At 53.3% G+C, this 20,717-nt stretch carries 18 protein-coding genes and 1 riboswitch; of the genes, 10 read left to right on the top strand and 8 right to left on the bottom strand.

The window, feature by feature from the left end; translation table 11 throughout:
- Positions 1-495 precede the first annotated feature (495 nt).
- From THS27_RS16735 to THS27_RS16725, 3 genes are all read left to right on the top strand, one after another.
- Positions 496-1,230, top strand: a complete 735-nt coding sequence (locus tag THS27_RS16735; RefSeq protein ID WP_085592889.1) for a glycerophosphodiester phosphodiesterase family protein — start codon at positions 496-498, stop codon at positions 1,228-1,230.
- 99 nt (positions 1,231-1,329) lie between these two features.
- On the top strand, positions 1,330-2,727 hold the full coding sequence (locus THS27_RS16730; protein WP_085592887.1) for an MATE family efflux transporter: 1,398 nt from the start codon (positions 1,330-1,332) through the stop codon (positions 2,725-2,727).
- A gap of 114 nt (positions 2,728-2,841) precedes the next feature.
- Complete coding sequence (locus THS27_RS16725) at positions 2,842-3,219, top strand: cupin domain-containing protein (protein ID WP_210402926.1); 378 nt, start codon at positions 2,842-2,844, stop codon at positions 3,217-3,219.
- 12 nt (positions 3,220-3,231) lie between these two features.
- Here the strand turns inward: THS27_RS16725 and THS27_RS16720 are convergent, their stop codons facing one another.
- The 4 genes from THS27_RS16720 to THS27_RS16705 all read right to left on the bottom strand — a co-directional run bounded on the left by THS27_RS16720 (position 3,232) and on the right by THS27_RS16705 (position 6,984).
- Positions 3,232-4,488 carry a hypothetical protein gene (locus THS27_RS16720; protein ID WP_246832998.1) on the bottom strand — a complete coding sequence of 419 codons (1,257 nt, stop codon included), beginning with the start codon at positions 4,486-4,488 and terminating at the stop codon, positions 3,232-3,234.
- Positions 4,489-4,563: 75 nt separating this feature from the next.
- Complete coding sequence (fetB, locus tag THS27_RS16715) at positions 4,564-5,367, bottom strand: iron export ABC transporter permease subunit FetB (RefSeq protein ID WP_085592883.1); 804 nt, start codon at positions 5,365-5,367, stop codon at positions 4,564-4,566.
- Positions 5,364-5,999 carry an ATP-binding cassette domain-containing protein gene (locus THS27_RS16710; protein WP_085592881.1) on the bottom strand — a complete coding sequence of 212 codons (636 nt, stop codon included), beginning with the start codon at positions 5,997-5,999 and terminating at the stop codon, positions 5,364-5,366. The genes fetB and THS27_RS16710 overlap by 4 nt, the downstream gene beginning before the upstream one ends.
- 25 nt (positions 6,000-6,024) lie before the next feature.
- Positions 6,025-6,984 (bottom strand): helix-turn-helix transcriptional regulator, encoded by a 960-nt coding sequence (locus tag THS27_RS16705; protein ID WP_085592879.1) that lies wholly within the window; start codon positions 6,982-6,984, stop codon positions 6,025-6,027.
- 217 nt (positions 6,985-7,201) lie between these two features.
- On the opposite strand from THS27_RS16705, the gene THS27_RS16700 reads away from it, so the two are divergent.
- The gene (locus tag THS27_RS16700) at positions 7,202-7,678 is read left to right on the top strand and encodes a low molecular weight protein-tyrosine-phosphatase (protein ID WP_085592877.1); all 477 of its coding nucleotides are present in this window, start codon (positions 7,202-7,204) and stop codon (positions 7,676-7,678) included.
- 172 nt (positions 7,679-7,850) lie between these two features.
- Positions 7,851-8,597 (top strand): fructosamine kinase family protein, encoded by a 747-nt coding sequence (locus THS27_RS16695; protein ID WP_085592875.1) that lies wholly within the window; start codon positions 7,851-7,853, stop codon positions 8,595-8,597.
- Positions 8,598-8,672: 75 nt separating this feature from the next.
- On the opposite strand, the gene folE is transcribed toward THS27_RS16695, so the two are convergent.
- The 3 genes from folE to metZ form a co-directional block, all read right to left on the bottom strand.
- Complete coding sequence (folE, locus tag THS27_RS16690) at positions 8,673-9,263, bottom strand: GTP cyclohydrolase I FolE (RefSeq protein ID WP_085592873.1); 591 nt, start codon at positions 9,261-9,263, stop codon at positions 8,673-8,675.
- Positions 9,264-9,340: 77 nt separating this feature from the next.
- Positions 9,341-9,733, bottom strand: coding sequence for a Co2+/Mg2+ efflux protein ApaG (gene apaG, locus THS27_RS16685; protein ID WP_085592871.1), 393 nt, complete (start codon positions 9,731-9,733; stop codon positions 9,341-9,343).
- 193 nt (positions 9,734-9,926) lie between these two features.
- On the bottom strand, positions 9,927-11,129 hold the full coding sequence (metZ, locus tag THS27_RS16680; RefSeq protein ID WP_085592869.1) for an O-succinylhomoserine sulfhydrylase: 1,203 nt from the start codon (positions 11,127-11,129) through the stop codon (positions 9,927-9,929).
- Positions 11,130-11,205: 76 nt separating this feature from the next.
- A riboswitch (SAM riboswitch) is annotated at positions 11,206-11,280 on the bottom strand.
- A 384-nt stretch (positions 11,281-11,664) separates the two neighbouring features.
- On the opposite strand from metZ, the gene THS27_RS16675 reads away from it, so the two are divergent.
- From THS27_RS16675 to THS27_RS16665, 3 genes are all read left to right on the top strand, one after another.
- Positions 11,665-12,462: a TVP38/TMEM64 family protein gene (locus tag THS27_RS16675; RefSeq protein ID WP_085592902.1), complete on the top strand. Its 798-nt coding sequence runs from the start codon at positions 11,665-11,667 to the stop codon at positions 12,460-12,462.
- Positions 12,459-13,886 carry an NAD(P)/FAD-dependent oxidoreductase gene (locus tag THS27_RS16670; protein ID WP_085592868.1) on the top strand — a complete coding sequence of 476 codons (1,428 nt, stop codon included), beginning with the start codon at positions 12,459-12,461 and terminating at the stop codon, positions 13,884-13,886. Before THS27_RS16675 ends, THS27_RS16670 begins: the two co-directional genes overlap by 4 nt.
- Before the next feature lie 97 nt (positions 13,887-13,983).
- Positions 13,984-15,576, top strand: a complete 1,593-nt coding sequence (locus THS27_RS16665) for a HAMP domain-containing sensor histidine kinase (RefSeq protein ID WP_085592866.1) — start codon at positions 13,984-13,986, stop codon at positions 15,574-15,576.
- Between the two features lie 534 nt (positions 15,577-16,110).
- On the opposite strand, the gene THS27_RS16655 is transcribed toward THS27_RS16665, so the two are convergent.
- Positions 16,111-17,559: a TrkH family potassium uptake protein gene (locus THS27_RS16655; protein WP_085592862.1), complete on the bottom strand. Its 1,449-nt coding sequence runs from the start codon at positions 17,557-17,559 to the stop codon at positions 16,111-16,113.
- Positions 17,560-18,182: 623 nt separating this feature from the next.
- Here THS27_RS16655 and purU point away from each other — a divergent pair.
- Both purU and THS27_RS16635 read left to right on the top strand, forming a co-directional pair.
- Positions 18,183-19,049: a formyltetrahydrofolate deformylase gene (gene purU / locus THS27_RS16645; RefSeq protein WP_085592858.1), complete on the top strand. Its 867-nt coding sequence runs from the start codon at positions 18,183-18,185 to the stop codon at positions 19,047-19,049.
- A 164-nt stretch (positions 19,050-19,213) separates the two neighbouring features.
- Positions 19,214-20,701, top strand: a complete 1,488-nt coding sequence (locus tag THS27_RS16635; RefSeq protein ID WP_246832997.1) for a sensor domain-containing diguanylate cyclase — start codon at positions 19,214-19,216, stop codon at positions 20,699-20,701.
- Positions 20,702-20,717: the final 16 nt, after the last annotated feature.

Genomic DNA, 20,717 nt, shown 5'->3' with positions numbered 1-20,717 from the left:
TGTCAAAGAACTCCGGGGAAATCCCCGCCCCGTCAAGTCCGCGTCGCCCTAGTTACCAGCGCCGCACCCCGTCGGTGGAGGCGGGTTATAGGCCCCAGTCCGCCACCTGTAAATACCTTTTTTGCAGAATTTACGAGTTTTTTGCCTAATGTTAGGTACACCCCCGAAACAGTCCGCATAAACACTGGGGTTTGCGGACATCGCGGGTGCAGCATTTTTTCCAGCCGCAATGCAAAACCTTCGCCGATGTCGGTTTTATGACAAATGCCCGGGCAAAAAAACCGGGGCTATTGCATTGGAGTCCGGGGATTTCTTTATATAAACGAAGAAAACGGGCCTTTGACCGACACAGTATTTTCGCTTTTGTAAATTTTGCAGGCAGCGTAAAGAGGTTTTAGCCATATTAGAGACCCGCCAGGCACAACGGAACAAACCAACAGGCATTATCGCCATTCCGGTTGCCGGTTTCCCCTATAGACAGGTAAAGCACATATCATGATCCGCGTTCCCCACATTATTGCCCATCGTGGCGCATCGATTGAAGCCCCGGAAAATACCATTGCTGCATTTCGGATTGCCCAGGTTCGCGGTGTGAACTGGATTGAATGCGATGTGACATTAAGTGCCAATGACCAATGTGTGCTGATCCACGACGATACCCTTGATCGCACCACCAATGGCACGGGCCCTATTCATCAGCAGGACCTGAGCACCTTGCGCACCCTTGATGCCGGAGCATGGTTTTCAGACATATATAAAGGGGAACGCATACCAACCCTGGACGAAACCCTTGATACGCTGGCGGCCCTGTATATGGGGGTCAATCTTGAAATCAAACCATCGGGCTGTGATGCGATGGTACTGGCGCGCAAGGTTGCCGCAACAATCGGCAATCGGCGCGATGTGCCAATTTTATTGTCGAGCTTTGATCCGCAAGTTGTGGCCATAATGGCCGAGCTATGCCCCGGGCTTGATTGTGGCTGGCTGGTTGAAGACGTGCCGGCGGACTGGAAAGCGCAATATACTGCCCTGAAAGCCGCCGCCCTGCATGTGGATCAAGAGCAACTTACGGCTGAAAAATGTGCTGAAATAACAGGCGAAAATGTGCCTTTGATCTGCTATACGGTCAATGATCCGGATCGGGCACGCACATTGCTGTCCTGGGGTGTTCGCGCGATTATTACAGATAATCCCGCCTTGATGACAACTGCCATCCCCCCCATTCGGTAAACGTGCCTTCATTTAACAAGATATCCCACTGCCAGTTGATATGCCGCTGCCACCCACGGGCATATCAAACAGGGATACATTTCGGAAACGCCCCAACCTATGACGACGCCTGAAAATGACCTGACACCCAACATATCGCCGCAACCGCTTTATCCTCATAACCGGGTAAGGCGGCATTTGTCCGAATTGTTCCGCCTGGCATTGCCGGTGGTCATTGCCCGTATCGGCATGCTGGTCATGTCGGTTGTCGATACGATTATTGTCGGCAATTACGACAGTTCCAGCCTGGCCTATCTAAATATCGCCCACGCGCCATTCATTTCATTGCTGGTGACAGGCATTGGCCTTTTGACCGGCATCATGATTATGACATCGCATGCCTATGGCCGAAAAAATCACCAGGCAGCAGGGCAGGTCTGGCGGGCCTGTTTTCCCTATGCTGTTGTGTTGGGGTTTGCGCTTGCCGTGGTTGCCTGGCAGTCAAAGTGGATTTTCGTCCTGAGCGATCAGCCCGAAGCGATCATTATTCATTCAAGCGAGCTGGCCCATATTCTTGCAATCGGGATGCCCGCTGCGCTGATTTATATTTCGTGTTCTTTCTTTATGGAAGGATTGCAACGGCCCCTGCCCGGCATGATGCTGATGCTTGCAGCGAATATTGTTAATCTGGTGCTTGATTACGGGCTGGTGCATGGGGCATTCGGCCTGCCGGAACTGGGTGCTGCCGGAGCAGCGTGGACATCCACCATCATTCGCTGGCTGATGGCCGGAACCATGCTGGCCTATATTTTGCTGATGCGCGACCATGTTCTGTTTGGACTGCGAGACGGATTTTCGGGCTGGTGGCACCATTCACGCGATGCCAGATCAATGGGATATGCATCGGGCGCCAGCCAGGGCATGGAAACAGCGGCATTTGCGGCCATGCAATTATTTGCCGGACGGATCGGGATTATCGGTGCGGCAAGCTATGGCATTACCATGACCATTCTGGCCTTGATGTTTATGTTTGCCCTTGGCCTTGCCTCGGCAACGTCCGTCCGGGTGGGTATTGCCTATGGCCGGCGCGACCGCCCTGATATGGCGCTGGCCGGATGGATTGGCCTGACCACCACCATGGTGGTGATGTTTTGCCTGAGCCTGCCGGTTTATTTCTTTCCCGCCTGGGTCGCCGAGCTGTTTAGCGAAGATGTCGCGGTTATTGCCGGGACGTCGGGATTGCTGATTTTGATGCCGATTATTTTTCCCACCGACGGGGGACAAAATGCCGCCATGAGTGCCCTGCGCGGGACGGGAGATAAATGGGCCCCCACGGTTTTGCACATGTTTTCCTATATCTGTGTAATGATCCCGGCAGGATATTATCTGGCGTTTGTCCGCGATATGGGAGTTTCGGGCCTGTTTTGGGGCATTGCCATTGCCAGCCTGGTCGCGGTTAGCGGGCTTGCCATCAGGTTTGGCATTGTTTCAAAGCGGGAATTGCCGTCTTACCCGTAGTAGCGATCGCAAAATTGTAGCCTGACAAAATGGTCCGCCCGATATTTTCGAGGCGGACCTTTTTAATAGGCGATTGCGGCGCAAAGCTGGGGCAGAAAACAGGAGTATTTCGACATGACAAACGCCCCGGACACACAGAAAACACCACAGCAAAACCCGCCGGAAAAATGGCGTGCAAACCTGATGGATACGATGCAGGCCCTGCGCGGGCGCAGTGACCCGCGTTTTGAAATTTTGCTGGCCCATGGCAGCATGTCGGTTGAAGTTTATGCACCCGACAAAATCGACCATCAGACACCCCACCGCCAGGATGAGCTTTATATTATCCAGTCCGGGTCGGGGATGTTTTACCGGGATGGATCATATAGCGCCTGCGCGGCGGGCGACGTTTTATTTGTACCTGCCGGAATGGCACATCGATTTGAAGATTTCAGCGACGATTTTGTCACCTGGGTTATTTTCTGGGGTCCGAAAGGTGGTGAAACGTCCTGACCCCGCCATTTTCTAATGGCGCGAGGCAGCAAGAGCCAGTCGCGGCATTAACAGATCACAAAAGGGTATCACCAGTGCATCAAATGCCGCTGCTGCCCGGGCGGCATCAATACGAATGATATGCTGTTCAATATCGCGTTGGGTTGAAAGGCTGTTAAGGCTGGCCAATTCGGGGAGACTGGCAATCAACAGATCATAAAAAGCAAGCTGATCGGTCGTCGCACAGTTATCGGCCAGATTACCCAAATGGTTATAAAGCGCCATCGCCAGAAACCAGCGACAATAGGGTAACAGGCCCTGGACAATTTCGTCGCGCTGCCCGGGTTGCACATATTGCTGCAAATCGGGGTCAAGCCAGACGGCATTTTGCACTCCGGCAATAAAGGCATTGCGGTGTGCCGGGTTGGTTTCGGAAAAAAACAACCCCGTTAGCCACGCAGAAAGATCATCAAGGGCCGCCTTGCGGCTTTGAGGGGTGGCATTAACACCATAATCAAGCGTTGGCATCGACGGTTGCCCCGGCATGGCAAGGGCCGCAATCGCCAGATCCAGCACCGCATGGGTCAACCATGCCTGATGCCAGATTTGCATCGGGCGAAAATAGGGTTCTTTTTCATGACCACCTGCCTCAATCCAGCTTTCGATCAAATGGCTGCGGCCAAGAGCAATGCCAATTTGCAGGGCATTTTCAAAACCAAGACCTTTGTGTTGCAAACCGGAACGTACACCAAGCATATCTTCAAGCAGGGGTAAACTGGCCACCGCCTGGTCGCTGCGAACCCCGGCCCCGGCGGGCAGGTAAAAGGAAGGTGCATCCCCATGCCCGATTACAGCACGCACATGACGCCCGAGCCGCCCCCAGTAAACCAGACGAACCGGTTGCGCACGTTTGCGCCAAAGCGGGCGGGTTTCATCCCAGCTGGCGGTTTCAAATTCGGTTAATGTCATGGCCTGCGCCAGGCGCGCCAACGGTTTGGCAACTGCGGTGTTTAAATCATCCACCGTGCCAATATGCACCAGCGACAATCGCCAGCCCGGTTGTTCATGGGGGTGATGATCCAGCCAAAGATGGGCAAACCCGTGGGCGCCGGCGCGGTCCATTGCCGGTGCGACCAGATCAAGAAACATCTGCACCGGTGCGGGAATGTCTGCCATTTGATGATCCGGCAACGGATCGCCAACAATAAAGGTCCGAACGATGATATCTTCCCCGTCGGGCCGGTTGGCAAAAACCGGGGGCAAAAAACCGGCATAATCATCGGCGGACATCACAAACTCGCTTTTCATCGATCAAACAAAAGACATGCCGACAGCAAAGATACCGCCGCATGCAGGAATAGACACCTAATGCGCAATCAGCCGGTCCAGACGCAGACGGTGGCGCGGATCGCTTAAGCGCCATACCGCGCATCGCACCGCCAGCCACACACCAAGCCCGGTGGCACCGGCAATCAGAAACATCAAAAGTAGCTGATAAAGAACCGCCTGCAAGGGGTCAATCCCGGCAAGGATTTGCCCCGTCATCATGCCGGGAATAAAAACAATGCCACAAGCCGACATCGAATTTAACACCGGGGTCAGACCATTTTGCATGGCCACCCGCATTGCCGGGGCAAAGGCCTGATTCCGGGTGCCGCCAAGCGCCAGCCGCGCCTCTATCGCCGGGCGCATGTCACGCGCAGCTTCGCCAAGCCGCATCATGCCCAGCGAAACCCCGTTCAGGCTGTTGCCCAACACCATGCCCAGCAAGGGAATAACAAAGCGCGGATCATACCAGGGGTCGGGGCGAAACTGGGTCGCCAGAGCAAAAACCGTCACCAGAATTGAGGCCGCCGCCATCGCCCCGGTACCAAAGACAAAGCCCCACCAGCCGGTGAAACGGTATTTTTGCCGGGCTGTGGCCTCGCGCCCGGCAAACACGACCATGATCACGATTAAAAGAATGGTCCAGGCGGGGGCATTTAGTGCAAACAAATATTGCAGCACAAGACCCAGCAGCAGCAACTGCACCACCATGCGCACGCCCGCAACCACAATTTTGCGGCCCAGGCCCAACCGGTAAACCACCGACACCACCCCGTGCGCCAACAGCAATATTGCAGCCAACCCGACATCGAAAATATCCAGCCGAACAAACTGATTGATCATTTGCTGCTTTCCGCCATGTCGTCACGGGATATTTCAAAACACCCGGCGTGATCGAGATGAAAATGACGATCGCCAAGCAATTGGGCCTGTTGCAGGTTATGGGTTACCAGTAACACCGCACCACCACGCCGGGCATAGCCACGTAACATTTCCACCACTGCCTCGCTGCTGGCAGGGTCCAGCGCCGATGTTGGTTCATCAAGCAGCAACACCGCCGGCGCGCCTTCCATACCACGCAGCAAAGCCAGCCTTTGACGTTCACCGGTGGAAAGTTCGGCGACAGGGCGGTCAATAATATCATCAGCCAGCAACAGGGCCGCAAGGCGGGTTCGAACTGCCGATATTTCACGAAAATGGGCGGCTGGGGTATCCGCCCACCATCCCGGTTCCGCTGCCAGGTATCGCACCCGGTCGCGCCATTTGGGGGCCGGTGTGGCTGAAAGATCGGCATCCCGCAATTTTATGGTTCCCGAACGTGCGGGTTCCAGGTCGGCGATGGCCCGTAAAAGGCGGCTTTTACCAATGCCCGAAGGCCCGCGCAGGGTAACAATTTCACCAACATACAAACACAGGCTAACCGGAGGAAGATCCCCCGCAACCAGATTGGAAATTTCAAGAACGCGATCCGCCATCCTGCCCTTTATCTACCCGACACTATCAGACGCGGGTCAGGCCCGCATGCCCCAGTTGGGCCTCACGATAAACAGATGGCGGCATTCCGACAAGACGGCGAAAATCGCGTGAGAAATGAGCATTGTCGGTAAAACCGCACCAATAGCCGATTTCGCCTATCGACATTTGCGTGCCACCAATCAATCGGCAGGCTTCACGCACCCGGGTCAAACGCAGTAAATCGGAAAAGCGGGTATTGGAATTTTGCAAGCGCCGCTGCAAAGTACGGGCGGATGTATCAAGCCGGGATGCAACCTCGTCAATTGTCCAGCCACGGCCAACGTCATTTTCCAGAATGGCCGCAAGTTTGCGAATAACCGGCTGCCCCGCCATCGCCGATGGCGCGGTCGCAGGCATATTGGCCATAAACGGATAGCCCGGCGACACCGGAACAAAACTTTGCCAGCTGATACGCCAGCGCAGACCGCGCCCGGGAAAATCGCGTACTTTGACCAGTTTGCCATTGCGCACCATTGTCACACCCGACCCGTGCGACGGTAAAATAACACTGGTAATGCCTTCAACACCAATGGCTTCCAGCAGGCCGACAATAAAACCGTGCAATAGCAGGTTTTCCACCCGCGACGGTGCCTGCCCGCGCACAGCCCCGCGATGCAGCGTGATCGACCGGCTGGTAATGGTGTGTTCGGTTCGCCCCCGGGCATGGGAATAACTTTCAAGCCGACGCCAGCGTTCCACAATCAGTTCCGGCGACCCGCCATAACGCAACATGGTCAGGACAGGGGCCTGTTCCTTTAACGCCAGATGCCGCCCCAGCTTAACCAGAACATATGACCCTGCCGCTTCTTCAAGGCGCAACATAACAGAACGTAACCGCCCTGCTGTCATGACCGTCCCTTCAGGGACAAGTTCATATCCCTGCGGCAGCCATGCCAGTTGGCGAATTAACGCACCTTGAAGACCAAACGAAACAAATTCCTGCATTAATGCAAAGCACCCCTTGTTGATGGCGTAATCTTACAAGCATCTTGCGTTCGGGTCACCTTGCGAGAATAAATATCACGAAGCTGTTACAAAAGGCTCAAAAGACACAGGGTGGCGGACGCTGCCCCATTTGCCGATACGCAGGCTTTTATGCCTGCACATACCGTGTCATGCTGCCCCTAATTTATCACGATAGGATCAAAAAAGGCTTATCGGCATGATCGGTGTTTTGTTCGTTTGTACCGGAAATATCTGTCGTTCACCGACCGCCGACGGCGTTTTCGCACATATGGTTGCCCAGGCCGGGTTAAGCCGCCAAATCCACGTCGATAGTTGCGGCACAACATCCTACCATGTTGGTGACCCTGCCGACCGGCGCGCGGTTAAGGAGGCCCGCAAGCGGGGCTACGATTTGTCGCATTTGCGTGGCAGGCAACTTGCCAAGAGCGACTTTGATACATTTGATTACCTGATTGCCATGGATGACGGGCATCTGGATGTGTTGCACCGATCCTGCCCGGAAAACCGGCAGGACCGGTTAAAACTGTTTCTTGATTTTCATCCGTCACGCAGCGGGCAAAGCGTGCCCGATCCTTATTATGGCGGGGCCGGTGGCTTTACCCATGTCCTCGACCTGATCGAGGAAACATCGCAAAGCCTGCTGGATCATTTGCGCGAATATCATGGTTTATAAAAATACAGGGTGATGAGCATGGAACACTCAAACCTGCTGGCACCCCGCATTGCCGACATTACCGGATGCACTGTCGTTCGGAGCAAAACGCTGTCTGAAAGTGCGATGGCCAAGGTCGATTTGCTAGAGCTGGACAGGGCGACATCCCTTTCTGCCCACCCGGCAGAAAGGGATGTCGCCCCACAACAGGGTCATTGCCAAACAATCGCAAAATGGAGATGCCGGTATCGAAGGGTTAATGCTGCGTCGTTTGGCGAAAATTTCGCCAATACCTTATCCCGCCGTCCTGTTTTGCGATGATAACCTGCTGGTGATGGAATATATTGCGGCGAACGGCAATGCAGGCCAAAGCGGATTGCGCGACCTGGCCGCATTACTGGCAGCCCAACACAATGTCACCGCGCCGGATTTTGGTTTTGACTTTGACACCCTGATTGGTGGCTTGCCCCAGCCCAACCCTGCAACACAAAACTGGTGTGATTTTTTCCGCGACCATCGCCTGTTATTCATGGCAAATTGCGCCCGAAAAAATGGCACCCTGCCGGGTAGCCTGCATCATCGCCTGGAAAAACTATGCACCAAACTGGGTGAATTCATTCCGCCTGATACCAAACCTTCCTTGCTGCATGGAGATTTATGGGGTGGCAATATCCTGTATCATCAGGGAAGGCTGGCAGCACTGATTGACCCGGCCGTTTATTTTGGGGATGCAGAAACTGAACTGGCTTTCGGTACACTGTTTGGCGACCTGACCGCGGACTTTTTCCAGCACTATCAGCAGCATCGCAAAATTGATCCGGATTTTTTCGTCAATCGTCGCGATTTATATAACCTGTATCCGTTACTGGTGCATGCCCGTTTGTTTGGCGGGTCCTATATCCACGCCATTGACCGTACCCTGCGCCAGTTGCGATTTTAGACGTTATCAAAAAAAGGGCCGCACAATGAGGATGTGCGACCCAAAATTATCAGCCATCAGCAACCGTGATAGCGGTTATTTCCCGATCATCGAGAAAAACTCGCGCCGGGTGCCCGGGTCATCCCGGAAGGCACCAAGCATACGGCTGGTTACCATCGACACACCGGTTTTATGAACGCCGCGCGTGCTCATACATTGATGGTTGGCATCAATCACCACCGCCACCCCCAGGGGATCAAGTTCCTCCTGAATGGTATTGGCGATTTGTGCCGTCATCTTTTCCTGAATTTGCAGGCGCTTGGCATAAATTTCAGCGACACGGGCCAGTTTGGAAATACCGACAACGCGTTTTCTCGGCAGATAGGCGATATGCGCAACCCCAATGATCGGCACCATGTGATGCTCGCAATAACTTTCGATGCGAATATCGCGCAATAACACGATTTCATCATAGCCATCGGTTTCATCAAACGTCCGGCGCAAAACCTCTGCCGGGTCCTGCTGATAACCGGCAAAAAATTCGCCATAGGATCGCACAACGCGATCAGGTGTTCCGCGCAATCCTTCGCGGTCAGGGTCATCCCCCGCCCAGCGCAGCAATGTGCGTACCGCTTCCTCAGCTTCTTCACGGCTGGGGCGGTTTGCTGCCGTTTCGTCGTTGCACATGGTCTATCCTTCTTTATCTGTCCTGAACGGTTCTTTGCACCTGACCCCGGCAAAGCATCCCCGATGTTTTTTTTACATTAGTTCAATGTCGCAACACTATGCGGACTATCGAGCGAGAACGCAGGAATATCAATGTTAAACTCGTTCCCGTCGAGATCGGCCATCACATAATGTCCGACCATAAATCCCCCCGGCGTAGCCAAAGGCGCACCGCTGGTATAGTTAAAACTTTCGCCTGCCGGGATTACGGGCTGTTCGCCAACCACGCCATCTCCGTCAACCGTCTGGGTGCCCCCGCGAGAATCCGTTATCCGCCAGTGACGGCGTAATAATTTGACCGTATTTTCGCTCTGATTTTCGATCAGAACACGATAGGCCCAGACATAACGATGGCGATCCGGGTCTGATTGCTCATCAAGAAAACTCGGCTTTACCGACACCCTGATATTATGTGTCACAGCTTTGTACATTCTGAACTCCAGACCAGCTTTTCCCGCACAATACAGGAAACCTGTTTCTCATTAGTGCAACATTTAGACAGTCTCGAATTAAACCGCTACCCATCTAAACGCGGAGAGTCTCATAATTGTGCCATAAATCCGTAAAAAGAAACGGCCTGCACAAGGCAGGCCGTCCTGGCATTAGCTAATGTTGTGCTCTTTTTTATACGTTCAACGCCGCAAACAGATCTTCTTTTAGATCATCAATATCTTCCAGCCCAACCGACAGGCGCAACATGCCCTCGGTAATGCCCATTGTCAGTTTGTCTTCGCCCGGTACACGCTGATGGGTTGTGGTCCAGGGGTGGGTGGCAAGGCTTTTGGCATCGCCAAGATTGTTTGAAATATCAATCAGTTGCAGATTGTCCAGCAACGAAAACGCCGCCTGTTTGCCACCTGCCAGTTCCAGCGCGATCAACCCGCCGCCCCGGCCCGACATTTGCTTCATTGCAATTTCGTGCTGCGGATGGCTGGCAAGTGCCGGATAAATTACTTTGGAAATTTGGGGCTGCGCAGACAGGAAATTGGCCAGTTCCGTTGCATTGCGAATATGCGCATCAACACGCAGGCTCAGGGTTTCAAGCCCCTTTAGCAGCGTCCAGGCGTTAAACGGGCTCATGCTTGGGCCGGTATGGCGCAGGAACTGGGTCAAATGATCGTCGTGCCATTCTTTGTCATTAAACAGGATCGCCCCGCCAAGGCAGCGCCCCTGACCATCAATATGTTTGGTGGCCGAATACACCACCACATCGGCACCCAGTTCAAACGGGTGCTGCAAAATTGGCGTGGCAAACACGTTATCGACAACAACCCTGGCCCCGGCCTTGTGGGCAAGGTCGGCCACAAATTTGATATCAATGACTTCAAGGGTCGGGTTTGACGGGGTTTCAAGGAATACGGCATCGGCCGGTTTGGACAGTGCCTTTTCCCACGCATCATGATCCGTGCCATCGACCAGTTCGGTTTCAACACCAAAGCGCGGCAACAGGGTGGTCAGAATAAATTCGCAGGACCCGAACAGGGCACGTGACCCAACAACACGGCCCCCCGCCCTGGTACAGGCGGCCAGCGCATTCCATACCGCCGACATGCCCGATGCGGTCGCACGGCAATATTGTGCGCCTTCCAGCAGGGCCAGGCGTTCTTCAAACATGGCAACGGTCGGATTGGCAAAACGCGAATAAACGAAACGTTCCGGCCCACTGCCGTCAAACGAGGCTTCGGCCTCGGCGGCGGTATCATAAACATAGCCGGAATTCATGAAAATGGCTTCGGATGTTTCGTTAAATCCGCTGCGTTTGGTGCCCCCGCGCACAGAACGGGTTGCTGCACGCCATGTATCGGAAGCCTTTTTTTCGGTCGTCATCGTCTTGCTCCTGTACCCGGTGCATTTCACATACCGGACATAAAAAAACCCGACCGGAAAATGATCAGGTCAGGGCGGCGATGCCATCCTGTCCTCTTTAGCGGTTTTTAACGTGGCCGCAAGCCGGTCTACAAATCCCACGAGCACGCAGACTACGCCCGCTATTTGCCAACGTCAAGACATCGACAATGCCAAAACCGCACAAAAACGCCCGTTTTTTCCCTAACCCCGTCTTCTGGTGCAATAAACCGATACCCGGCTTTATCCGCGCGGTTCATCGCTTCAAACGGTATGTCGCACCCAAACTGTAAAAAACCGAATGGCAGGCCGCGTATGGACATCACGCAATGGTGAAAGCAGTTCATATGTCAAATTGCAATTCCGGCTCTATTCTCAGGGTGATACAAGCCATGTTGCCGTTGGCGCATTGTCAGGCAACAAGGATTTTAATGTTCCTGACAGAATGGAAAACATTTCCCGGAAACCACGCCCCGTGCCAAACGTTTCATTGCCGGGAAGACCAACGAGCGATTTGATGCCACCACATAACCGGCGACCACAAAGCAACCCTCAACCTGCCACCTGCGCCTCTGGTGCCGGGGGCAGCAAAAGTTATGCCCGGATTGCGATAAAACGACTGGTGCCCATGGCTGTTCTGGTGCTGGGTTTGTGTGTGGCCTGGTATTTTGGGGCAACGGAATTTCTGTCATTTGAAACATTGCGCGCCCACCGGACAGATTTGCAACATCTGGTCATGCAAAACCCGGTCAGCAGCGTGTTTGGCTTTATCCTGATTTATATTCTGGTTGTCGCACTGTCCCTGCCTGCCGGGTCAATGTTAACCATTGTTGGCGGTTTTCTGTTCGGAATAACGGCTGGCACAATCTATGTCGTTACCGCGGCAACAATTGGCGCAATGATTGTGTATTTGGCGGCCCGTTATGCCTTTTATGACTACATGCACGCCAAGGCGGGCAATGCCATTCGCAAAATGCAGGAAGGCTTTGCCGAAGATGCCCTGTGTTATCTGATGGTGCTGCGTCTGGTGCCGTTATTTCCTTTCTGGCTGGTTAATCTGGTGCCTGCTTTGCTGGGTGTAAAACTGCGCGCCTTTCTGTTGGGCACCCTGATCGGCATCATCCCCGGAACCTTTGTTTATGTTTCAATAGGCGATGGGTTGGGGGCATTGTTTGACCAGGGAAAAACGCCCGATTTTGGCATCATTTTTGAACCCCGCATCCTGACCCCGATTATCGGATTGGCCATTTTGGCCCTGATCCCGGTGGGCTATAAAAAATATCGCAAACACAATGGCGGAAGCCCCACATCATGACCAAAACAATCGATACCGACATTTGCATCATTGGCGGCGGGTCAGCCGGGTTATCGGTGGCGGCCGGGGCGGTGCAAATGGGCGCACGCGTTGTTTTAATTGAAAAAGGCCGCATGGGGGGCGATTGCTTAAATACCGGCTGCGTTCCATCCAAGGCTTTGCTGGCGGCGGCCCACCATGCACATGCCATATCGCGCAGCGCCGAATTTGGCATTCATGCAAGCCCGCCCAACATTGATTTTGCCGGGGTTATGGCCCATGTGCGCGATGTAATTTCCGGTATCGCCCCGCACGATTCGGTTGAACGGTTTGAACGACTGGGCTGTAGCGTTATCACCGACCACGCCCGTTTTACCGGTCCGGGCGAACTGGTTGCCGGCGGTCAAACCGTGCGCGCACGCCGCTTTGTTATCGCCACAGGGTCACGTGCGGCCATCCCGCCCATACCGGGGCTTGATGATGTAAATTATCTGACCAACGAAACCGTTTTTGAAAACACCATCTGCCCCGACCATTTGATTATCATTGGCGCTGGCCCGATCGGCGTTGAAATGGCACAGGCGCATCGCCGCCTTGGCGCGCGCGTTACCATAATCGAACAAGGTAGCATCCTGCCCAAGGATGACCCCGATCTGGTGGCCGTTGCCCGGCACGCATTGGAAGAAGACGGCATCAGCCTGTATGAAAATGCCATGGCAAAACATGTGGAACCACATGGAAATGGCTGCCGGATGACAATGACGCATAAAGGCGCGGATCTGACGCTGGATGGCAGCCATTTGCTGATTGCCACAGGCCGCCATGCCAATATCGACGATATGGGGCTGGACCTGGCGGGTGTGGACTGCGCCAACGGGGCAATTTCGGTTGATGCCCGCCTGCGGACAAGCAACAAAAAGATATTTGCCATCGGCGATGTAACCGGGGGCCTGCAATTTACCCATATAGCAGCTTATGATGCCGGTATTGTTATTCGTAATGCCCTGTTTCGCCTGCCAGCAAAAATCAATCACAGTGCCGTGCCGTGGGTAACGTATATCGCCCCTGAAATTGCCCAGGTCGGCCTGACCGAACAGGCCGCCCGCACACTTCATGGCAACGATATTCGTGTTGTCACCTGGGAATATGCCGAAAACGACCGTGCACGCGCCGAACGGCAAACAAAGGGCCTGATCAAGGTTATCACCACACCGTCAGGCCGTATTCTAGGTGCCGGTATTGCCGGGCATCAGGCTGGCGAGTTAATTGGCCTATGGTCACTGGCGATTAGCCGCAAACTAAAAATTGGCGCGATCGCGGGGCATATCGCCCCGTACCCGACATTGGGCGAAATTTCCAAACGGGTGGCCGGGGCGTGGTATACACCCAGCCTGTTTAGTAAAAAAACCCGTAAAATTGTTAGATTGCTGTTACGCTTGGGCTAGTGTCCGGATCGAAAGTATCGTTCGCATGGCGGCCTTCCATTTCGCAGGGCCACCCGGGCCATTTTGCCACCCGCACCACCAACCATGATCCGGCCATATGGATAGACCACATCTTCGCCTGCCACCCTGGACCAAATCGCTGTCAGCCCGCTTACTGTTTTTAACCGTCGGGTTTGTGATGCTGGCCGAAATATTTGTGTTTGCGCCCTCGGTCGCGCGATTTCGCATCGACTGGTTGCGGGCGCATCTTGATTCCGCCTATCTGGCCGCGCTCGCCCTCGAAGCCACCCCCGATCAGATGGTTTCCGAAGACCTGGCCCGCGAATTATTATCCAATGCCGGTGTTGAAGCCGTGGTTTTACGCCGCGAAGACCGTAAACTTCTTTTACAGCGCGACGATATGCCCGCCAAAATTGACCACAACGTCAATCTTGGGGCCTTCAGCATCGCATCTGCCCTGTCAGAAGCCTTTGAAACCCTGATCCAGCCCAAGGACCGCATGTTGCGTGTTATCGGCATGCCATCAATGGCGCCGACCTTTGAAATTGAAATTCTTGTGCATGAACACAAGCTGGCCCACGAAATGTACGAATTTGGCTGGCGGGTGCTGGGCCTGTCGCTGGTGATTTCGTTTTGCACGGCAGCCCTGGTTTATTTTTCCCTGAATTTATTGCTGGTGCGGCCCATGCGGCGCTTCACCCGCGAAATGATCCGGTTTCGCCGTAACCCGCAAGACAGCGCCAACATCATCGTTCCCGACCACCGCGAAGACGAAATTGGCATTGCCCAGCAGGAACTGGCCAACATGCAGCAAGACCTGCACGCCATGCTAAACCAGCGCCGCCGCCTCGCAGCGCTTGGCACGGCAGCCACTAAAATCAGTCATGATTTGCGCAACGCCCTGGCAACATCAATGCTGATGACCGAACGCCTTGCCAGCAGCGAGGACAAGGAAGTCCGCGCGGTTGTACCGCGGTTGCTCGCCTCGATGGAACGCGCGGTCTATATCAGTGAACAAACCTTGTCCTATGCCCGCGAAGCCCCGCCCGTACTTGATATTTCCCGTTTCACGTTGCGCGAATTGTTTGAAGAATGCAGCGACACCATGCTGGAACAAATTTACGGCGATACCCTTGATGAAACCGACCTGACACAAAGCCCCCTAACCTTGCCAGACTCCTCGATACAGCATCACGATATGGAGCTGAACATTGCCGACGAACTGGTGGTCGAGGCGGATTATGACCAGTTGCTGCGGGTTTTTGGCAATTTAATTCGCAATGCGTTTGAGGCCGGAGCCAGTAAAATCATCATCACAGCCAGCACATGCGACAGCACCCGAATTGGTAACAGCGACGATATTGCCGGTCCGCTTGACCTGGTATCGCCAGCCGCAAAAACCATGGATACTGACGAATTGCCCGTTCCGCTTAACGTAAAAGCCATTCAAATTCTGATTGCCGATGACGGACCCGGCTTGCCCGAAAAAACCATCAAAAACCTGTTTGTGCCCTTTGCCGGGACCGCGCGCAGAGGCGGAACGGGGCTGGGGCTGGCGATTGCGCGCGAATTAATAATGGCCCATGGCGGCAGTTTGCGACTTAGGGCTTCGGGGCCACAGGGCACAACCTTTTGTGCCATTTTGCCGGTTAATGCAGCTCCCTCGCCGTCCTCATCCCCTGTCGCCTGATCCCGCCTGTCGCCCTCAGCTTTGGTTTCTGGCCAGACTGGGCAATATACCGATCATTCCCGAACGTTGCCTGGTCCCGGTACCGGCGCAATAAAATTATCCCCTTCGACAAATAGTTTTAAACTATCGAAAATAACATTTTATTCGATTTAACCGCCGGGCTTCGATTTGGCATAGTTATCACAAGGCGATACCGGGCCTTTATCCCGATCCCCGATCCGCTCCTGACCCTGGGTTTGGTATCGCCGGTTAAATTTCTGACACCCGTGAAAATTAATATAAACCCCGCGTAATACTGCCCCAAAAACCAGCCCCCAACTGGTCGGATGTTTGTTCGCTCCCCGACAGGCATCCAAAAGAAAAACCTCGCCGGGCAATCTGGCGAGGTTTTCTTGATTTCCATAGTCGCATGTAAATTTCATTATTTGAAATTCAAAGCATGCCCAAGACAAAAACGGCATATTGCGACACATGAAGGCATTAGGATTTTTGACCATAAAGACGAATAGATGACTGCCATTAACAGGCCACAGCCTAGTCACGCCAAAAATCAGGCGAAAGCAAAATCAGCACAGTGAAAACTTCCAGTCGCCCAATCAACATCCCGACCGACATCATCCATTTTGCGCCGTCAGGCAATGTCGCAAAATTGCCCGATGGCCCGACAATTGGCCCCAGGCCCGGCCCGACATTGGCAATTGCCGTACCGGCACTTGAAATAGCCGTCACAAAATCCAGCCCCATTGCCCCAAGGCCTGCGGCCAGAACCACAAAACAAAATACAAACAGAAAGAAAAAGCTTAGCACCGATTCGGTGACATCTTCGGTCAGGGGTTTACCATTATAATAGGCAATGAAAACCCCGTGCGGACGCAGCATATGGTTCAGCTGAATTTTGGCAATTTCGTAAAGAACCTGTAGCCGGAAAATTTTAACACCACAGGTCGTCGACCCTGCACAGCCGCCAACGAACATCACAAAAAAGAACACAGCAACCGCAAAGGCGCCCCACAAACCATAATCGGTTGTCGCAAAGCCGGTCCCGGTCATTACCGAAATGATATTGAACGATGAAAACCGCAAAGCTGTCCAGAACCCGACCCCATTGACCTCGCTGTGCCAGAACGCGACACTCAGGATAATGGTCAGGGCAAGGGTGACAAACCAGCGCACCTGGGAATCGCGAAACAGCGACAAGGGCCGCCCGCGCAAGGTTTGCAAATACAGCAAAAACGGCAGCGCCCCGGTCGTCATGCCCAGCGTGATAATCACATCGATCAAAGGATTATCGTAATATCCGACCGATGCATCCTTGGTCGAAAAACCGCCAGTGGCGATGGTGGTCATGGCATGCGCAATCGCATCAAAAAATGACATGCCCGCCCACCACAACAAAAATGTCCAGATCACGGTAAAGGCGACATACAGGGTAAAAATACCCATCGCAATCTGTGTGGCGCGGGGAAAGGCCTTGTCCGATTTATCGGAATTTTCCATGCGAAAAAGCTGCATGCCGCCCACCCGCAACATCGGCATAACGGCAATTGCCATCACGATAATACCGATCCCGCCCAGCCATTGCAAAAGTGCGCGCCACAGCAAAATGCCCGGCGGCGCCGTATCAAGCCCGACCATCACCGTCGAACCCGTGGTGGAAATACCCGACATCGCCTCGAAAAAGGCGTCGGTATAGCTCATATTCATATTTGAAAATGAAAATGGCAGGGCGGATACCGCGGTAAGAACCAGCCAGCTTGCCGTGGTCAGGATAAAGGCCTGGCGCGATGTCATGCGCAGTTTTTCTGTGCGGTTCATCATGACCAGCGCCCCGCCAATAAACAGCGAAACAGCCGAGGCCGCCGAAAATACCAACCAGTCGGGATGCCCGTAATACAGATCGACCAGGGCCGGAACAATCATGCCAATGGCAAGGGTTGCCAGCAAAATGCCAATAATAAAAAGGATTGGTCGAAAATCGATCAATGAATAGCCCCGTCTTCCCCTGTTGGCACATGCGGCCCTGTTTTGCGCACATTACACCGTCTGGTGCAATGCCCGTTTAAATCCCGCCCGTCCGGGCACTGCCCACATTCCTGCATAAAATTTGACAGGGCCAGAACAACCAGTTTGGCTCACCACCCCGGATATCACAAAATCAGCCAACACAGCCCTTGTGCCCGATAACACAGTCAACGCATGTGTCCCGCACAAACGAGGCAAGTTTTGGCTCAAATTCGTTTCGGACCATTCTGATGCTCCGGTTGGGGTACCTCGGCCATAGCGGGCTTCATGGCGCATGGTTCCGCGCTTTCCGGCGGCGGATTCTTGGGCAAAGTCCCGGCAATGTCCAGTTTTTTCCCCGGCCTTGCCGCCATCACAGGCCATTTACCTGCACATCGGTCGGGTTTTGCCCCGCATTGCAACATTCCAACCCCGCAACACATAAAAAAGCATCATTTCGCCCCTGATCATACGTTATTCACATACAGAATGCCGGTTTCGCTGCCGGACAAAACACTTTCGCGCCAATAGCGGGTTGGCAGCAGGTCAGCCAGCCGCTATATCGCAAGGTCACACAGCATTACCAACCGAAAGCCGCAGCGGAAATGTCCGAACTTTCAAAAACCTTTATTCTGACCATTACCTGCCCCGACACCTTTGGCATCGTTGCCAATGTCACCAGTTTTCTGGCTGATGAAGGGGCCTTTGTGACCAAACTGGAACAGTTTGGCGACCCTGAAAGCAAACGCTTTTTCATGCGGGTAAAGTTTGAGGCCGGTCGCGCCCTTCGCACCGAAGCCGAATTTAAAGAAAAATTCGCCCCGATTGGCGCCCGTTTTTCAATGAACTGGCAACTGCACGACTATTTCCGCAAACCACGCGTTATTTTGCTGGTATCCAAATTCGGCCATTGCCTGAATGACATGCTGCACCGGGTTGCCTCCAATAATTTACACATCGAAATTCCGGCAATTATTTCCAACCACGAAGACATGCGCGGCATTGTCGAGTGGAACGGCATTCCCTATTACCATTTGCCGGTCAACCGTGAAAACAAGGCCGAGCAGGAAAACAAACTGATCGACGTGATCAGCGAACACAAGGCCGACCTGGTCGGGCTGGCGCGCTATATGCAAGTGCTTTCGACTGACCTGTGCCGCGAACTTGAAGGGCGCTGCATTAATATCCATCACTCATTCCTGCCCAGCTTCAAAGGGGCAAAGCCCTATCATCAGGCGCATAAACGCGGGGTCAAACTGATTGGCGGGACCGCACATTACGTAACTGCCGACCTTGATGAAGGCCCGATCATTCATCAGGCAGTAGAACGTGTCGACCACACCATGACGGCCGAAGACATGGTTGAAATTGGTCGCGATATTGAATCTGTCGTGTTTTCACGTGCCATTCAAATGCATTGCGAACACCGGGTTTTTCGCAATGACAGCAAAACCGTTATTTTCCGGCGCTAAGGAAAATTCGGCCCGACCTTTAAAAAAAGTAGAAAAATCCCGGTGCAAAACAACTGTGCCGGGATTTTTCCATCCAAAAAAACGCTGTGCTATCATTACGAATAATAAAACGACGATGGTGTTAAGTAGCATTTTCAAATACATTACAAATCCGCGAAATATTGGTGCTGCGTTTATGGTGTGCGCGCCCGTTTTGTAACCAGATGGAATCCGAAGTGCCGGGAAGAAAGCTACATTTTGCCCTTATCCTGTGTGTCCTGTTGGGGATTGGGTTTCTAACAACCAGCTTTGTCAGCTTTTATGTTGCCCGCGATTCCCTGCAAGAACAAATCGCTGAAAGCACACTGCCGCTTACCAGCGATAATATCTATTCCGAAATCCAGCGTGATTTGTTGCAGCCGATCTTCATTTCGTCCCTGATGGCGCATGACACGTTCTTTCGCGACTGGACGCTGAATGGCGAACAGGATTCCAAACTGGTCACACGGTATTTAAGCGAAATCCAGAAACGCTATGGCACGGTAACGGCGTTTTTTGTCTCGGATAAAACCAAAAACTATTATCATACCAGTGGCATCCTAAAGCAGGTATCGGCGGATAACCCCGATGATTCATGGTATTTCAATGCCCTGAACATGAAGGACCCTTACGAAATCAATGTTGACCACGACACGGCAGATCGATCGCGGTTAACAATTTTCGTCAATTATCAGGTGCGTGATTACGAAGGTAAGGTTATTGGTGTGACCGGGGTTGGGTTGGCAGTCAATTCTGTCACCAACCTGATCGAAACCTATCAGCAGCGCTATGGTCGTACGATTTATTTTTCCGATCGCGAAGGCAACATCACCCTGCATGGCAGCGATTTTGGCAATGACCGCACCTTACAGGCCCATAAAAGTATTCGCCCGCTGGCAACCCAGATCCTGACATCACCAGGCACATCGGTTAGTTACAATGACGGCACCCAGACCATTTTCGTCAATAGCCGACTGGTGCCGGAATTTGGCTGGTTATTATTGGTCGAACAACACGAACAGCTTGGCGATCAGCGCATTGAAAATACCCTGCTAATCAATATCGCCATTTCGCTTTTTATTACTGTTCTGGTTGGTTTTACGGCCTATTTCACCATTCGGGGCTACCAGCGACGGTTAGAAGAACTGGCATCCTATGACAAGCTGACATCAGCCTGTAACCGGCAGGTATTTGACCTGGTATTTGAAAAAGTAACCAAGGTTTGCCGCCGCCGCAAAGACCCCCTTTCCATGATCTGTATGGACCTGGATCAGTTCAAGGAAATCAACGACACCTTTGGCCACCCCGGCGGAGATGCCGCGCTGCGCGATGTCGCCAGCATGATCCGAAGCCTTATTCACGAGGAAGATACCCTGTGCCGCTGGGGCGGTGACGAATTTGTCATTCTGTTGCCTGGCCGTGACAGAAGTAGCGCCATGCAGCTTGCACGTGCCATCGCCGACATGATCCGTCAAAACGGGGTACGGTTTGGCCGGGAAAATATTCAGCTTACCATCAGCGCCGGTGTAACCGAATATCGCGACAGTGAAACGCTCTCCTCGATCATTAATCGCGTTGATCAGGCACTTTACAGTTCCAAGAATGCGGGGCGCGACCATATTTCACAGGCCTGATCAAAGCCTCGCTTCC

This window comes from Thalassospira sp. MCCC 1A01428, assembly GCF_002115825.1.
Lineage (GTDB): Bacteria > Pseudomonadota > Alphaproteobacteria > Rhodospirillales > Thalassospiraceae > Thalassospira.
The sequence above is the reverse complement of the archived record's forward strand: the minus strand, read 5'-3'. Positions and strand labels throughout refer to the sequence as shown.